At 28.1% G+C, this 14,123-nt stretch carries 16 protein-coding genes and 4 tRNA genes; 13 read left to right on the top strand and 7 right to left on the bottom strand.

What is annotated here, in order from left to right:
• The first annotated feature begins 55 nt into the window (after positions 1-55).
• From SPJ33_RS04365 to feoB, 6 genes are all read left to right on the top strand, one after another.
• Positions 56-132, top strand: a tRNA-Asp gene (locus tag SPJ33_RS04365).
• 29 nt (positions 133-161) lie between these two features.
• Positions 162-236 (top strand) — tRNA-Glu (locus SPJ33_RS04360).
• Between the two features lie 21 nt (positions 237-257).
• Positions 258-333, top strand: a tRNA-Val gene (locus SPJ33_RS04355).
• Positions 334-347: 14 nt separating this feature from the next.
• A tRNA-Asp gene (locus SPJ33_RS04350) sits at positions 348-424 on the top strand.
• Between the two features lie 177 nt (positions 425-601).
• Positions 602-820: a FeoA family protein gene (locus SPJ33_RS04345; protein WP_321116750.1), complete on the top strand. Its 219-nt coding sequence runs from the start codon at positions 602-604 to the stop codon at positions 818-820.
• A 19-nt stretch (positions 821-839) separates the two neighbouring features.
• Positions 840-2,963: a ferrous iron transport protein B gene (gene feoB / locus SPJ33_RS04340; protein ID WP_321116749.1), complete on the top strand. Its 2,124-nt coding sequence runs from the start codon at positions 840-842 to the stop codon at positions 2,961-2,963.
• A 49-nt stretch (positions 2,964-3,012) separates the two neighbouring features.
• On the opposite strand, the gene SPJ33_RS04335 is transcribed toward feoB, so the two are convergent.
• On the bottom strand, positions 3,013-3,990 hold the full coding sequence (locus SPJ33_RS04335; protein WP_321116748.1) for an ATP-binding protein: 978 nt from the start codon (positions 3,988-3,990) through the stop codon (positions 3,013-3,015).
• Positions 3,983-4,993, bottom strand: coding sequence for a DnaD domain protein (locus tag SPJ33_RS04330; protein WP_321116747.1), 1,011 nt, complete (start codon positions 4,991-4,993; stop codon positions 3,983-3,985). The genes SPJ33_RS04335 and SPJ33_RS04330 overlap by 8 nt, the downstream gene beginning before the upstream one ends.
• Positions 4,994-5,180: 187 nt before the next feature.
• Here SPJ33_RS04330 and SPJ33_RS04325 point away from each other — a divergent pair, with 187 nt between their 5' ends.
• Positions 5,181-5,735 (top strand): M23 family metallopeptidase, encoded by a 555-nt coding sequence (locus SPJ33_RS04325; protein WP_321116746.1) that lies wholly within the window; start codon positions 5,181-5,183, stop codon positions 5,733-5,735.
• Here SPJ33_RS04325 and SPJ33_RS04320 read toward each other — a convergent pair whose 3' ends face one another.
• The 5 genes from SPJ33_RS04320 to SPJ33_RS04300 all read right to left on the bottom strand — a co-directional run bounded on the left by SPJ33_RS04320 (position 5,736) and on the right by SPJ33_RS04300 (position 9,579).
• Positions 5,736-6,935: a S8 family serine peptidase gene (locus SPJ33_RS04320; protein WP_321116745.1), complete on the bottom strand. Its 1,200-nt coding sequence runs from the start codon at positions 6,933-6,935 to the stop codon at positions 5,736-5,738. It lies immediately after the preceding gene.
• A gap of 69 nt (positions 6,936-7,004) precedes the next feature.
• Positions 7,005-7,829 (bottom strand): MBL fold metallo-hydrolase, encoded by an 825-nt coding sequence (locus SPJ33_RS04315; RefSeq protein WP_321116744.1) that lies wholly within the window; start codon positions 7,827-7,829, stop codon positions 7,005-7,007.
• Between the two features lie 41 nt (positions 7,830-7,870).
• Positions 7,871-8,302 carry a DMT family transporter gene (locus SPJ33_RS04310; protein ID WP_321116743.1) on the bottom strand — a complete coding sequence of 144 codons (432 nt, stop codon included), beginning with the start codon at positions 8,300-8,302 and terminating at the stop codon, positions 7,871-7,873.
• 82 nt (positions 8,303-8,384) lie between these two features.
• On the bottom strand, positions 8,385-8,846 hold the full coding sequence (locus SPJ33_RS04305; RefSeq protein WP_321116742.1) for a dUTP diphosphatase: 462 nt from the start codon (positions 8,844-8,846) through the stop codon (positions 8,385-8,387).
• Between the two features lie 190 nt (positions 8,847-9,036).
• Positions 9,037-9,579, bottom strand: a complete 543-nt coding sequence (locus SPJ33_RS04300; RefSeq protein ID WP_321116741.1) for a hypothetical protein — start codon at positions 9,577-9,579, stop codon at positions 9,037-9,039.
• A 154-nt stretch (positions 9,580-9,733) separates the two neighbouring features.
• On the opposite strand from SPJ33_RS04300, the gene SPJ33_RS04295 reads away from it, so the two are divergent.
• The 6 genes from SPJ33_RS04295 to rlmH all read left to right on the top strand — a co-directional run bounded on the left by SPJ33_RS04295 (position 9,734) and on the right by rlmH (position 14,003).
• On the top strand, positions 9,734-9,895 hold the full coding sequence (locus SPJ33_RS04295; RefSeq protein ID WP_321116740.1) for a DUF1540 domain-containing protein: 162 nt from the start codon (positions 9,734-9,736) through the stop codon (positions 9,893-9,895).
• A gap of 247 nt (positions 9,896-10,142) precedes the next feature.
• Positions 10,143-11,408: a UDP-N-acetylglucosamine 1-carboxyvinyltransferase gene (locus SPJ33_RS04290; protein WP_321116739.1), complete on the top strand. Its 1,266-nt coding sequence runs from the start codon at positions 10,143-10,145 to the stop codon at positions 11,406-11,408.
• Positions 11,409-11,426: 18 nt separating this feature from the next.
• Positions 11,427-12,221 carry an MBL fold metallo-hydrolase gene (locus tag SPJ33_RS04285; RefSeq protein WP_321116738.1) on the top strand — a complete coding sequence of 265 codons (795 nt, stop codon included), beginning with the start codon at positions 11,427-11,429 and terminating at the stop codon, positions 12,219-12,221.
• A 17-nt stretch (positions 12,222-12,238) separates the two neighbouring features.
• On the top strand, positions 12,239-12,736 hold the full coding sequence (locus SPJ33_RS04280) for an SEC-C metal-binding domain-containing protein (RefSeq protein WP_321116737.1): 498 nt from the start codon (positions 12,239-12,241) through the stop codon (positions 12,734-12,736).
• A gap of 64 nt (positions 12,737-12,800) precedes the next feature.
• Entirely contained in the window at positions 12,801-13,442 is a 642-nt protein-coding gene (locus SPJ33_RS04275) for a lactate utilization protein (RefSeq protein WP_321116736.1), read from the top strand.
• Between the two features lie 81 nt (positions 13,443-13,523).
• Positions 13,524-14,003 carry a 23S rRNA (pseudouridine(1915)-N(3))-methyltransferase RlmH gene (rlmH, locus tag SPJ33_RS04270; protein ID WP_321116735.1) on the top strand — a complete coding sequence of 160 codons (480 nt, stop codon included), beginning with the start codon at positions 13,524-13,526 and terminating at the stop codon, positions 14,001-14,003.
• Positions 14,004-14,123 lie beyond the last annotated feature (120 nt).

Raw genomic sequence — 14,123 nt, 5'->3', positions numbered from 1 at the left:
CAAGCAGGGGGTCACAGGTTCGAACCCTGTTGTGCCCACCACATGAATTTAATACGGCTCAGTAGCTCAGTTGGTTAGAGTGCCAGCCTGTCACGCTGGAAGTCGAGGGTTCGAGCCCCTTCTGAGTCGCCATTTAAATTTTATATATAACAATTCAATATGGCTCCTTGGTCAAGCGGTTAAGACACCACCCTTTCACGGTGGTAACAGGGGTTCGATTCCCCTAGGAGTCACCATTTAATTTTTATTTATTATGTGGGCGCATAGCTCAGCTGGGAGAGCACCTGCCTTACAAGCAGGGGGTCACAGGTTCGAACCCTGTTGTGCCCACCACATAAATTCAATATGGCTCAGTAGCTCAGTTGGTTAGAGTGCCAGCCTGTCACGCTGGAAGTCGAGGGTTCGAGCCCCTTCTGAGTCGCCAAAAGAAGTAAGATTAGTCTTACTTCTTTTTTTATGCAATAAATTATATTAATCACAATACACCATTTTTCATCATAATTTATTATAAGCAAAGGTACAATCAATAGGGTTAAATTTAAATTTACTAAACGAATCTAGAATACTAATCTAGTAATGTACTCTTAGAGGAGGAATAAAAATGAATTTACAAGAAGCAGAGGTATCATCAACTGTTAAAGTTATTGCTATAAATGCAGATGGAGAGTTGAGAAGAAGATTTTTTGATTTAGGAATAATAGAAGGAACAATTATAAAAGTTTTGTATATAAGTCCATTTGGTGATCCAAAGGCATATTTAATAAGGGGTGCTGTAATAGCTATCAGAGAAGAGGATGGTAAAAAAATAGAAGTAATATAAAATAGGAGCAGAGAGGCGTATGGGACTAACTAAAAATTCTACAGGAATGAAATTATTATCGTCTGATAAAGAAAAGATAAATGTTAAAGAAGATTATGTGGTTGCACTAGCTGGTAATCCTAATGTTGGGAAAAGTACTGTATTTAATGAACTTACAGGATTAAATCAACACACTGGAAATTGGCCAGGAAAAACAGTAGAGAATGCAGAAGGGTATTATGAATTTAATGGTTCAATAGTAAAGGTTGTAGATTTACCTGGAACATATTCTTTGCTGTCAAATTCTGAAGAAGAAGAAATAGCTAGAGATTATATATGCTTTAGTAAGCCAGATGTAGTAGTTGTTGTAGCTGATGCAACATCACTAGAAAGAAACTTAAATTTGTTTATACAAATTTCTGAAATAACATATAAGGTATTGTTATGTGTAAATTTAATTGATGAAGCTAAAAAGAAGAATATAGAAATAGATTTTAATTTATTAGAAGATGAATTAAATTCTATTGTTGTTCCAGCATCGGCTAGGTCAGGAATAGGAATAGATGATTTAAAAAAAGCTATATTAAAAGAACTAAAATCAAATAAAGAAAAGAAACATGCAATAACTTATAGTTCTTATATAGAAGAATCAGTGAAAAAAATAGAAAATATAATTAATAAAGCTATTGAAGTAGATAAAAGAAAAAACAGGTGGCTTTCTATTAGAATATTAGAAGGAAATAAAAATATTTTAGATTCATTGTACTATAAATATGATATAAAAGAAAAATATATAAAAGCTATAGATGATATAAAAGCTGGTATAAAAAATATAGAAGCTAATAAATCAATAGAAGATCAAATTGTAGAATCTATAATAAAGAAAGCAGAAAATATTAGTAATAGAGTTGTTAATTCAAATGAAGAATATAACAAAACTCAAAGAAAAATAGATAAAATATTAGTGTCTAAAAAGACCGGAATACCTATTATGATACTAACTCTGCTTATTATATTATGGATTACTATAACCTTGGCAAATTATCCATCAGATCTTTTAGCTAGACTATTTGGAATGGGAGAAGATTTCCTTAGAGATGTTTTTGGAAAAGTTAATCTTCCATCTTGGGTAGGAGGTTTAATTATTGATGGTGTATATACTACTTTAGCTTGGGTAATCTCCGTAATGTTACCACCTATGGCAATATTCTTTCCTATGTTTACTTTATTAGAAGATTCAGGATATCTACCAAGAATAGCGTTTAATCTAGATAAATGTTTTAAGAAATGTTGTTCTTGTGGTAAACAAGCTCTTACTATGTGCATGGGACTTGGATGTAATGCAGCAGGTGTAGTAGGGTGTAGAATAATTAATTCTCCACGAGAAAGAATTATAGCTATATTAACAAATGTGTTTATGCCTTGTAATGGAAGGTTTCCTATGCTTATTTCTATAGCATCTATATTTATTGGAGGCTTAGCAGTAGGTATTAAGGGAAGTTTTATTTCGGCTATTACAGTAACTATAACTATAATATTTGGAGTTTTTGTAACACTTATTATTTCAAGAATTTTATCAAAAACTATATTAAAAGGAGTTCCTTCAAACTTTATATTAGAATTGCCTCCATATAGAAAACCACAAATAGGAAAGGTTATTGTAAGATCAGTATTAGATAGAACATTATATGTATTAAGTAAATCTGCAGTTATTGCAATTCCAGCTGGTATGGTTATATGGTTATTCTCTAATATAACTGTAGGAGATGGCACATTGTTATCTATATGTGCTAATTTTTTAGATCCATTTGCAAATTTAATAGGTTTAGATGGTTATATATTGATGGCATTTATATTAGGATTACCAGCAAATGAGATAGTTATGCCAATAATAATAATGAGTTATTTAAGAGCTACAACAATGTTAGAATTAAGTAATTTAGCTGAACTTAAAGAATTATTAGTTGCAAACGGCTGGACGATACTAACTGCAATTAATGTTATGATACTATGTTTAATGCATTTTCCATGTGGGACAACGCTTTGGACTATTAAAAAAGAAACAAAGAGCATTAAATGGACTGTTCTTGCATTTTTAATACCAACAATTGTAGGAATAAGTATTTGTTTTGTTACAACGCAATTATGGAGATTATTCGCTTAAATTCTAAAGGAGTATTATAAATATAATACTCCTTTAATTATTTTAAATATTATCTTTTTGATAGATTTAATTTTATTCTTATATCATCTGAATAAAATTTATATAATCTAAAATTACCAAGAAGCCTAGAAGAAATTCTTTCACTATAATGCTTAGCAATTCCTGATAAAGTTAAATTAGTTGATATAATCATTCTCTTTTTCTTAAGAAGTTTCTTATTTATAAGATTAAAAAGTTCAGTTGCAACAAAATCACTTAATTGTTCTGAACCTAAATCATCAATTATAAGAAGATCACAATCTATTAATAACTTTTCAAGATGAGAATTATTGTTGAATTTTATATCTCTTAAACATCTTATTAATTCATCAGAAGTTTTATAAACTACAAGGAAACCTCTGTCTAATAATTCTTTAGCTATACAGTATGAAAGAAATGTTTTTCCACTTCCTGCAGTTCCATAAAACAATAAATTATCTGATCCATGAGCAAAGTTTGGAATAAAATCTTTCATTATAAAATCAAGATTATTTTTCATATTTGCTCTTGGTGAATATTTTTCTCCCATCTCTTTTGTTGGTGAAAATAAATCTAAATCAAAGTTAGCAAAATTATTATCTTTTAAGATATCTTGAAGCTCGGAATCTTTATAATAAAGTCTAACTAATTTATTTTTATAACACTCACATTTTTTAGTTCCTATGTATCCAGTATCTTGGCATTTATTGCATTTGTAATGCATATTTAAATATTCAGGGTCATACCCATGTGATACTAATAATTCACATTTTTTTGCTCTTAAATCTGTAATTTCATCTTTTATTTTATTTATATCATCTTCAGTAATATCTGTTTTTAAAATTGTCATTGTAAGCTTTAATGAAAGTTTTTGAATATCATTATCTAAGTCTAAGATTTCAGGATATAAAGCTTTTATTTCTGCTTTTCTTTGCTTTAACTGTCTATCCTCTTCACTTCTGATTTTCTCATATACTTCCATTAGTTGTGATTGATATCCTTTAATCATCGTTATCCCATCCTAACAATTTCTTTTCTAGAGAATCATAATCATAGTCTCTTTGAGTAAAGTCATTAAACCTTATAGCTTTCTGTTTATTAAAATTAGTATTGTTATAATTGTTATTAAACTGTTTATTATTAGATGGATTTGTATTTTTATCTTTAAGAGCAATATCCTCTAAAGTTTTAATATCATTTTGATACCATTTATTTAATATACCATCTATATATTTAAAATCAGCTCTATTAAGTCTTTCAAAGCATATATCACATGCCTTTTCAATTACTTGCATACTAAATTTATAAGTAAAAATCCATTTTTCAAGCATTTCTTCCTGAGGTTTCATAACTTCTGATGTTTTCATTCCAAGGTATGAAAGTATTCTTCTTATTTTAGTCCATTTATCTTCATTTTGTTTAATATGTATTTGGGCTTCTTCAACAGTTCTTATATTCATGTCATGCCAAGCCTCTGCAACTTTTTCAATATATCTAAAATTAGTTTTGCCCTTTGATGAACAGTATTCTATTAATATTAGGATAAGCTCAGATGGAAAATTAAATTCACGTTGCCATCCTAAATATATTTCCATTTCTTTGCTAGATAAAGGTCTTGCAAGGATTTTTTCAATATCTTTAAGCATATCAGTTGTTTCACTGTTATTTAAAGCCTCTAGAATGTTTATATTATCCTTTTTTACATTAGGATCTTCATCATCAAGTGGTAAAAATTCTATGCTGAAATTATTCATTTTATCTATAGGTATTAATTTAATAACTCCTTCATCATTCCAGTAATTTAGAGCATTTAATATATCTGATTCTAATAAATTCAATGTTGTAGCTAAAATTGAAGAACTAACTCCAGGTTCGCTGGCAATATTATATTTTAATAATAGTAAATAAACCTTTACGAACTTACCACGAGCTTTTGGCATGTATTTTTCTATAAATACATTACTTACTGGTGTGTAGTTCATGGCTGTATTTTTAAGCATAAAAGTGCTCATTTAACATATCTCTGCCTTTCAAATTAATTTTAATTAGTTTAAATTATAGTATTAATCATATGTAAATTAATTATAACAAAGTAGTAATGCTATAACAACTTACACAAAGTATAAGATATGTATAAAAAAATAATTATTGGTTAATTTAAAATACGTGTCACAAATTTAGAAAAAAGAGGAGAAATTTATGGATTCGAGTAGTACGAAAAAGCTTATTTTTTCAATTATTATGACTTTAATGATTTTTTTATTTGTTTCATGTAAAAATGGGGAAGAACTTAATACTGCAGTCTTATCTCAAAATATAGTAGAAGAGAGTAAGGATAAGGCAGTTGTTAAAGAGACAAAAAGATCTTTAAATAGTACTTTAACATCTTTAAGAAATCCAACTAAAGGTGGCTATATAACTTCATCATTTGGAGAGCGTTGGGGGAGGATGCATAAGGGTATAGATATATCGGGTAATATTGGAGATCCTGTTATGGCGTCTTTTGATGGGGTGGTTAAAAGTAGGTTTTATGAAAAAGATGGATATGGAAATGTAATTATTCTAGAACATGATAATGGTATAGAAACTAGGTATGCTCATATGAATAGTTTTGCAGTTAAAGAAGGGAATGTGGTTAAAAAAGGGGATATCATAGGAAGTGTTGGTAATACTGGAAGGAGTACAGGACCTCATCTGCATTTTGAATTAAGGATAAATGGAAGTCCTGTAGACCCTAAAGGATATATAAATTGATTATTTTAAGATATTATTTAAGTTTAAAATACCTTCTCCAACATTTTCTTTAGGTAAATCCTTACGGTCACATGCAAGTTTTATTATTGATAATACATCATTAAATGAGTAAGAGTTATTATGCTCTAATATAAGGGCAGATACTGCACTTACAAAAGCTACTGACAATGAAGTTCCACTAAATGTTTTATAATTAGCATCTAGTTTAGAAGGATATAATTTCTTACCATTTTTTTCGGATATATAAGATGTATTACTATTAAGAGAAGTTATATTAGTGCATGCGGAAACAAAATCAGGTTTAACTAATTTAGAGTAAGGTCCTTTTGAAGAATATAAATAGGGGGTGCTATAATTTTTTGTTTCTATTCCACCAACTGTTATACAGTTCTTTAGTGTTGCAATTCCCATTATGCTATTAAAATTTGAATTATTACTTCCGCTTGGTACTATAGGTATCATTTTATTTTTTATAGCAACATCAAATATAGAACTAAATGCATCCATAACATAATAATTATGATTCAGTAATTCAAATGGAAGACATAATATTCTTATATTTTTACTTGCAGATGATTTTATTAGATTTTGTATGCTATATAATATGTCTGAGCAAAATCCCTTACCCAATTTATCAAATGCCTTATAGCAAACTATTTTGCTTGATGGTGCAATTCCTCTATATAAATTATCTGAAGAGATACCGCTACCACAAATTAAGCCTGATATTGCAGTACCATGTCCATTATCATCATATGGATTTTCGAAACCATTAATAATATCATAAAAATATTCGATTCTATTACTAGGTCTTAAAAGATCAGGATGAGGATATACTCCACTATCAACTAATCCTATTCTTATATTAGTGCCAGTATATTTTAGGTTATATTGATTTAAGGAATAGCAGTTATTAGCTGTACTTATGCTTATACCACATAAAAATAAATACTCATCAAAGAATATTTTTTCAACTTCAGGATATTCTAATAGTGACTTGATTTCATATTTATTTAAATTTGCAACAACAATATTGCAATATTCTAGTTCATAAATTAGAGCATTTTTAAAGTGAGAAACTTTTTTTGCAATAGAAGAAAATAAGGTCTTACACTTTATAAGAACTCTATATTTTTGATAAGCATTATTTTTTATAGCAATATTTAAATTGTAGTCAAGCTTATTTCCTAGATTAAACATAAAGGACTCCTATAATATTTATTATAATACCATATTATAATTTGAGTCCCTTAAGTGTTAATTATATTTTTATAGCTTATAGGTTTGACCTACATTTAAAATCTTTACTGTATCATCATTAAAATTAACTAGAGTTTCATGTGTTTCATTGAAATCCTCTAAAGATATCTTAAATGTTTTGTAGTGAATTGGAATCATTGCTTTACTCTTCATCATTTTATACATCTTATAGCTTTCTTCTGGAGAACAATGCATATGCTTAAATCTATCAGGTTTATAACATCCTACTGGCATTATTGCTATATCACATTCAATGCCTTTATAATTCTCAGTATAAGCAGTATCTCCTGCAAAAAACACCTTAGTATTATTTCTTTCTATTAGATAAGAATTGCTTTCATCATCTATTCCTATATAGAATCTACGACCATCATGATTTGCCTGAATTGAAGAAACTTTTAAAAAATCATCTTCAAAGGTATCACCAGTTCTTATTAGATGTACATTCTTATATCCCATTGCAGAAAGAATTTTTTTATATCCTTTTGGTACTATAACTGTAGCATCTTTGTTTAATTTGCTTAATTTTTTTAGTGAAGGAAAATGCATATGATCCATATGACCATGAGAAAGAATAATATAATCAATTTTTAATTTAGATAGATTAAAAGGTTTATCAATTACTCTTTTAAAATATCCTAATCTATTTGAGATAACTGGATCTGTTACAATGATTTTCCCAGATAAATTTATTATGGTTGTAGCATGACCATACCAATGTATAGAATTATTTTCTATTGGATCGTTATGTGATGCTTCTGTAGTTTTAAAGTATTCTTTTATATTGTTATAAGTTAACTTTGATAAAAAGTGTATATTCTTAAAAAAATTCATAGTATTTCTCCTTATTCATAGTATTTCTCCTTAAAATTAGGTTATCTTTTCCACTTAAATACTATAATACCTATTATCATAATTGCAACACCTATGAATTCTTTTAAAGTAAAATTTACTTTGTTGGATTCAAAAAGAGAAAAATAATCAATTAATGCAGCAGTAACAAGTTGAGAAACCAAAATAATGGATACACCACATGTAGCACCTAGAGTTCCTATACTCATCATTACTGTAAAGATAATAATAACTCCTAAGGCACCCCCTAAAAGATATAATTTATTAGCATTAGCTAAGGCTTTGAAATTACCCTTACCAATGAAAAAAGTAATAATTAATGTAATTATTAAGCCTGTTAATTGAACTAGAGTATTAGTTTCCCAAGTTCCTATTTTTTCTCCAAGTCTTGTATTAAATACTCCTTGAATACTCATTGAAATACCAGATATTATAGCACATATAATTCCTAACAATTTGATCACCTCAATGTTAGTGTTACCAATTAAATACTAAATATAATAAAAAAAGCTATAAGAAAACTCTTATAGCTAAAAATTAATTAGATAATTCATCAAACTTTTTCACTATTTCTTCTTCTGATAATCCTAATGTATTTCCAATACTTAATAAATCTTCAAGTAATGTTTCAAAATGATCCTCAGAACGAGAAATAATTAAATCATTTATATCTATATATAAATTAAGAAATTGGTCACTTAAACAATATTCATTATGGTTAATAGAAACTTCTTCTAAAGTATTGTAGCCATTATTAATACCTATTGTAAGGACTTGCTTTAAACATTGCACAAACTTTAATAAGATTACATCTTTATCAAAATCATTTTTTACATCAGTTGTATATGCAAAACAATTTGTTTTGCTTGCTAGGTCACTTACCTTTACATGTAATTCTAAATTTTGACGAGCTCTAATTTTATACTCATCTAACTCTGGATTAATATTTAGTTTTTTATAATTTTCTTCTTGTAATTTAAATAAATCTGAAATAAACACTAATAACCCCCCTTGTACTTAAGGTAAATATACTTATTTATTTTACAAAAACTTTTTATTAATGAAAAGAGTTAGAAAACGTATTCAATACTATTTTTTAAAAAAATTCTAAAAATTTATAAAATTTGAACTAAATATATAAAAAACTTCATTTGTAATAAATGAAGTTTTAGAAGGTCAATTAATATAGTTAGAAAGCCTTTAACTCAAAATCTTTAATTTTAGATTCTTTTTTACTGCCAGGAACCTTCCATAATTGAAATTTATTTATTTTAAGTGTCTTATTTTCTATTTTATTTTGAGGAATGATTTGTGCATCTAAAGCTTTTCTTTTAGAATCTTTAGAAATATAACTTAGATTAGCCAAAGATATAGAAAGATTGTTTGAATTATTTTCTCTAACATTAAATCCGTGTAGTTTTAAAGTATCTTTTAAAGATCTTTCTATTTTCTTTATGTATCCTCTATAACTTATACCTAAATTTACTGTTTTTAAGTCTTCACTAATAGAAATTTCGCTAGAAAGTTCTATTTTAAATTTTTTATAAGGATTTAGCACTTTTTCGATAACAGAAGTTAATTTTTCTATATTGGGATTATCAACTACTTCTAATGCAATATAAGGTGCTGGTGAATTTCTGTTTGCTTTTAGTTTTTTAGATACTGTTTTTTGAACTGGAGCAATAAATTCATATGAAGAATCATCAAATAATGCAACAATATAATATTTCATATCTTACCTCACATAACTTGTTATTATGGATTTTATTATCCAAACTTTTCTATAAATTATAACATAATACTTTACAGAAAAAAACTAAACAGAATAAATAACAAAAATACTCGCATAATAAAATTGTAAACTAAATTTTTAGGAGGAGTTAAAAATGAGAGATTGTAATTCAAGCATAAAATGTTCTGTTAATGAATGCAAATATCATGCAAATAATAAAAATTATTGTACATTAAGTGAAATTGAAGTAGGTAAACATGAATTAAAAGCTGATTCAAAAAAATGTACAGATTGTAATTCATTTGAACTAAGTTAGTAAATACTAAATATTGATAATAAACTCATTTAATGGATAGATAAAAGCTTATTAAAGCTTTTATCTATCCTATTTTTTTAACTTTCTTAAAAAAAATATTTCAATAATATAACTTTGTGATATAATGATAATCGAACTATAAAAAATGATAATAGGATTATAATGTCTAATAAATATTTTTTTGGATAATTGATATAAATATTGGGAATTTTAAGCATATAGAATCTAAAAAATAAGGGTGAATTGGATGGAAAAGTTAGTTATAAATGGAGGTAATCCTCTAAAAGGTTTAGTTGATATAAATGGAGCAAAAAATGCAGCAGTTGCAATATTACCTGCAGCAATCGCTGCTAGTGAAGGAAAATGTATTATAGACAATATACCAGATATAGAAGACGTACATTGTCTAGAAAGAATACTTTTAAGCTTAGGATGTAAATTAAATAAAATAGATAATAATACTTTAGAAATAGATAGTAGGGAAGTACATAAATATGATGCATGTACAGAAGATGTTAGAAGAATGAGAGCATCATATTATTTCATAGGAGCTCTTCTTGCAAGATTTAAGCAAGCAAAGGTAGAACTTCCAGGGGGATGTCCTATAGGGGTAAGACCTATAGATCAACACATAAAAGGATTTGAAGCTCTTGGAGCAGATGTAACTATAGAACATGGAGCAGTAACAGTTAAAGCAGATAAATTAGTTGGAACTAATATCTTCTTTGACGTTGTTTCAGTTGGAGCTACTATAAATGTTATGATAGCAGCAACAGGAGCTGAAGGTGTTACTATTTTAGAAAATGTAGCAAAAGAACCTCATGTAGTTGATGTTGCAAACTTCTTAAACTCAATGGGAGCTAATATTAAAGGTGCAGGTACTGATGTTATAAGAATAACTGGAGTTGATAAATTAGTTGGATGCTCATACAGTGTAATTCCTGACCAAATAGAAGCAGGTACATTTATGATAGCTGCAGCAGCTACAAAAGGTGATGTAACTATTACAAATGTTATTCCAAAACACTTAGAATCAATATCAGCAAAGCTTACTGAAATGGGAGCTGTAGTTGAAGATAGTGATGATTCAGTAAGAATTAGATATGTAGGAGAACTAAAAGGGGTTAACGTTAAGACAGCTCCATATCCAGGTTTCCCAACAGATGTTCAACAACCAATGTCAACATTATTAAGTATAGTACCAGGAAGAAGTTTAATTACTGAATCTATTTGGGAAAGCAGACATAAGCACATAGATGAACTTAAGAAGATGGGTGCTAACATAAAGGTTGAAGGAAGAGTTGCTATAATAGATGGAGTTCCAAGCCTTACAGGAGCTGTAGTTAAAGCTACAGACTTAAGAGCAGGTGCAGCAATGGTTATAGCTGGACTTATAGCTGATGGAGAAACAGAAATAACTAATATAGAACACATAGATAGAGGATATCCACATATCGAAGATAAGTTTAGAAAACTTGGAGCAGACGTAAGAAGAGTTAGTGTAGTAGAATAGAATTTGGGGGAACAACAAATGATATTTTGTTCACTTTATAGTGGAAGTAGTGGGAATAGTATTTTTGTAGGAAGTGAAAATACAAAAATACTAATAGATGCTGGTGTACCAGGAAAGAAAATAGATGAAGCATTAGCAAAAATAAATCAAAATCCAAAAGAGATTGATGGAATTTTTATTACTCACGAACATTCGGATCACGTTAAAGGAGTGGGTGTTATATCAAGAAAGTATGACATCCCTATATATGCTAATGATAAGACATGGGAAGCCATGAAAGGTTTAATAGGTAAAATAAAAGAGCATAACATTAGAATAATGGATAAAAGAAGTACTGTGGAAATAAAAGATTTATCAATTAAGTCTTTTAATATTCCTCATGATGCGATTGCACCAGTAGGATACACAATAAAATCAAAAGATTCAGCAATAAGTATAGCAACAGATTTTGGTGTATTCACAGAAGAGATAAAAGATAATATCAAAGAATCAGATATAATACTTTTAGAATGCAATCATGATGTTAGTATGTTAAAGTTTGGCCCATATCCATATAATCTTAAAAGAAGAATTTTAAGTGAAATTGGACACTTATCAAATGATGATTGTGCTGAGGCTATAACAGAATTAATAAAGTACGGAAATAATAAACAAATAGTATTAGGACATTTAAGTGGCACTAATAATCATCCAGACTTAGCTTATCAAACAGTTCTAAATGTGTTAGAAGACAAAGGAATTAAGCAAAATTTGGATGTTAAAATTTCGATGGCTAGTAGACACGAACCTAGCTCATTAATTAGCTTATATTAGAAGAAGGAGAGAATGAAATGAGTTTATATAAAAGTTGGACAGATATGGTTGTTGAGTATGTAAAAGAGAAAGGCGAAAAGGCTTTCTGGCAAGAGTATGGGAATATAGAAACAAACATATACAAAGATTTACTATTAAATCATAAAGAAGCTAAAAAAACTACAATAGAAAAATTAGCTAAAGAATATAATTCTACACCAGAATTTATAATGGGATTTGTTGATGGAATAAACGATAGTTTAAATAATCCATACGACTTAGAAGCTATAGATGAAAATACAGAATTAGTATTAGACATAAATCTTGAAAAATTATATTTCAATATGCTAGATGCTAAGGCAGATTATCTATACAACTTACCACAATGGGATGGAATATTCTCAGAAGAAAAGAGAAAAGAAATCCAAAAAGATTATAAAGAATCAAGAATCGTTAGAAATGAAGAAAAGATAGGTAGAAACGATCCTTGTCCATGTGGTAGCGGTAAAAAATATAAAAAGTGCTGTGGAAAGTAATTTAGTTTAAAAGCTCATATTTTTATGAGCTTTTATTTATGTATACTTTTAGGAGGTTTTTATAATGAATAGTGTTGCTTTATGGTCAAATGAAATGAAAATTAATAGAACTATAGAAGCTTTAAAAAAGAATAATATGAATGGATATTATGCAAAAAATAGAGATGAAGTTATTGAACTTATAAAAGATATTGTGTCTGAAGGATCAAAGGTTGCAGTTGGTGGTTCAGAAACTTTATCAGAATTAGGAATTTTAGAACATTTAAGAAGTGGAAGATATGATTTTTTAGATAGATATAAAGAGGGGCTTACTAGAGAAGAAGTTACAAATATATTTAAGCAATCATTTTTAGCAGATGCTTATCTTTCAAGTTGTAATGCTATAACTGAAAATGGTGAATTATATAATGTAGATGGAAATGGTAATAGAGTGGCAGCTATGCTTTATGGACCAGATAAAGTTATAGTTATATGTGGAATAAATAAGATAGTTAAAGATGTTGATGAAGCTATAAAAAGAAATAGAGAGATTTCAGCACCAATGAATGCTAAAAGATTAAATAAAAAAACTCCATGTGCTAAAGTTGGATATTGTATGAATTGTAATAGTCCAGAAAGAATATGTAATGAATACACTCTAATAAAGAAACAAAGATCATCTGAAAGAATGCATGTAATATTCTTGAATGAAAATTTAGGATACTAAACTACATAACTTAATAGTTTAAATAAAGAGCCAATAATCTAAGTTATAGAATATTGGCTAATTATTTGTATAGGAGGACATATGAATATAACGTTAGTAACAGTAGGTAAACTTAAGGAAAAGTATTTAAAGCAAGCAATAGATGAATACTCAAAAAGATTAGGTAGATATTGCAAACTTGATATAATTGAACTTGCAGATGAAAAGACACCAGATAATGCATCTGAAAGAGAAGAACAACAAATAAAAGAAAAGGAAGGTAGAGCAATACTTTCAAAGATAAAAGATGCATCTTATGTTGTTGCTATGGACCTTAACGGAAAACAAATAACATCAGAAGAATTTTCAGGATTTATAGAAAGATGCGGAGTTACAGGAAATTCAAATATAGTGTTTGTTATTGGAGGAAGCCTTGGATTATCTGATGAAGTTAAAAAAAGAGCTGATTATAAACTTTGCTTTTCAAAGATGACATTTCCACATCAATTATTTAGAGTAATGCTTTTAGAACAAATATATAGGGCGTTTAGAATAATGAAGAATGAACCGTATCATAAATAAATGAGGTTTTGGATAGAATTGGATATATAAATGGACGATAGGTGTGCTTTAATTTTTGCAATGAAACTTACAAAAATCTAAAGTTTGAATTTTTGTTGGGTATTTTAATTTTATTTATAG

The organism is Clostridium sp. (genome assembly GCF_034179595.1).
Taxonomy (GTDB): Bacteria; Bacillota; Clostridia; order Clostridiales; family Clostridiaceae; genus Clostridium.
The sequence above is the reverse complement of the archived record's forward strand: the minus strand, read 5'-3'. Positions and strand labels throughout refer to the sequence as shown.

Excerpts from the sequence above, each read along its gene's own strand:
- SPJ33_RS04285 (WP_321116738.1), top strand. The coding sequence starts at position 11,427 with ATGATATTTTGTTCACTTTATAGTGGAAGTAGTGGGAATAGTATTTTT.
- SPJ33_RS04300 (WP_321116741.1), bottom strand. The coding sequence starts at position 9,579 with ATGAAATATTATATTGTTGCATTATTTGATGATTCTTCATATGAATTT.
- feoB (WP_321116749.1), top strand. The coding sequence starts at position 840 with ATGGGACTAACTAAAAATTCTACAGGAATGAAATTATTATCGTCTGAT.
- SPJ33_RS04330 (WP_321116747.1), bottom strand. The coding sequence starts at position 4,993 with ATGAGCACTTTTATGCTTAAAAATACAGCCATGAACTACACACCAGTA.
- SPJ33_RS04345 (WP_321116750.1), top strand. The coding sequence starts at position 602 with ATGAATTTACAAGAAGCAGAGGTATCATCAACTGTTAAAGTTATTGCT.
- SPJ33_RS04325 (WP_321116746.1), top strand. The coding sequence starts at position 5,181 with ATGGATTCGAGTAGTACGAAAAAGCTTATTTTTTCAATTATTATGACT.
- SPJ33_RS04335 (WP_321116748.1), bottom strand. The coding sequence starts at position 3,990 with ATGATTAAAGGATATCAATCACAACTAATGGAAGTATATGAGAAAATC.
- rlmH (WP_321116735.1), top strand. The coding sequence starts at position 13,524 with ATGAATATAACGTTAGTAACAGTAGGTAAACTTAAGGAAAAGTATTTA.
- SPJ33_RS04275 (WP_321116736.1), top strand. The coding sequence starts at position 12,801 with ATGAATAGTGTTGCTTTATGGTCAAATGAAATGAAAATTAATAGAACT.
- SPJ33_RS04315 (WP_321116744.1), bottom strand. The coding sequence starts at position 7,829 with ATGAATTTTTTTAAGAATATACACTTTTTATCAAAGTTAACTTATAAC.
- SPJ33_RS04320 (WP_321116745.1), bottom strand. The coding sequence starts at position 6,935 with ATGTTTAATCTAGGAAATAAGCTTGACTACAATTTAAATATTGCTATA.
- SPJ33_RS04295 (WP_321116740.1), top strand. The coding sequence starts at position 9,734 with ATGAGAGATTGTAATTCAAGCATAAAATGTTCTGTTAATGAATGCAAA.
- SPJ33_RS04290 (WP_321116739.1), top strand. The coding sequence starts at position 10,143 with ATGGAAAAGTTAGTTATAAATGGAGGTAATCCTCTAAAAGGTTTAGTT.
- SPJ33_RS04280 (WP_321116737.1), top strand. The coding sequence starts at position 12,239 with ATGAGTTTATATAAAAGTTGGACAGATATGGTTGTTGAGTATGTAAAA.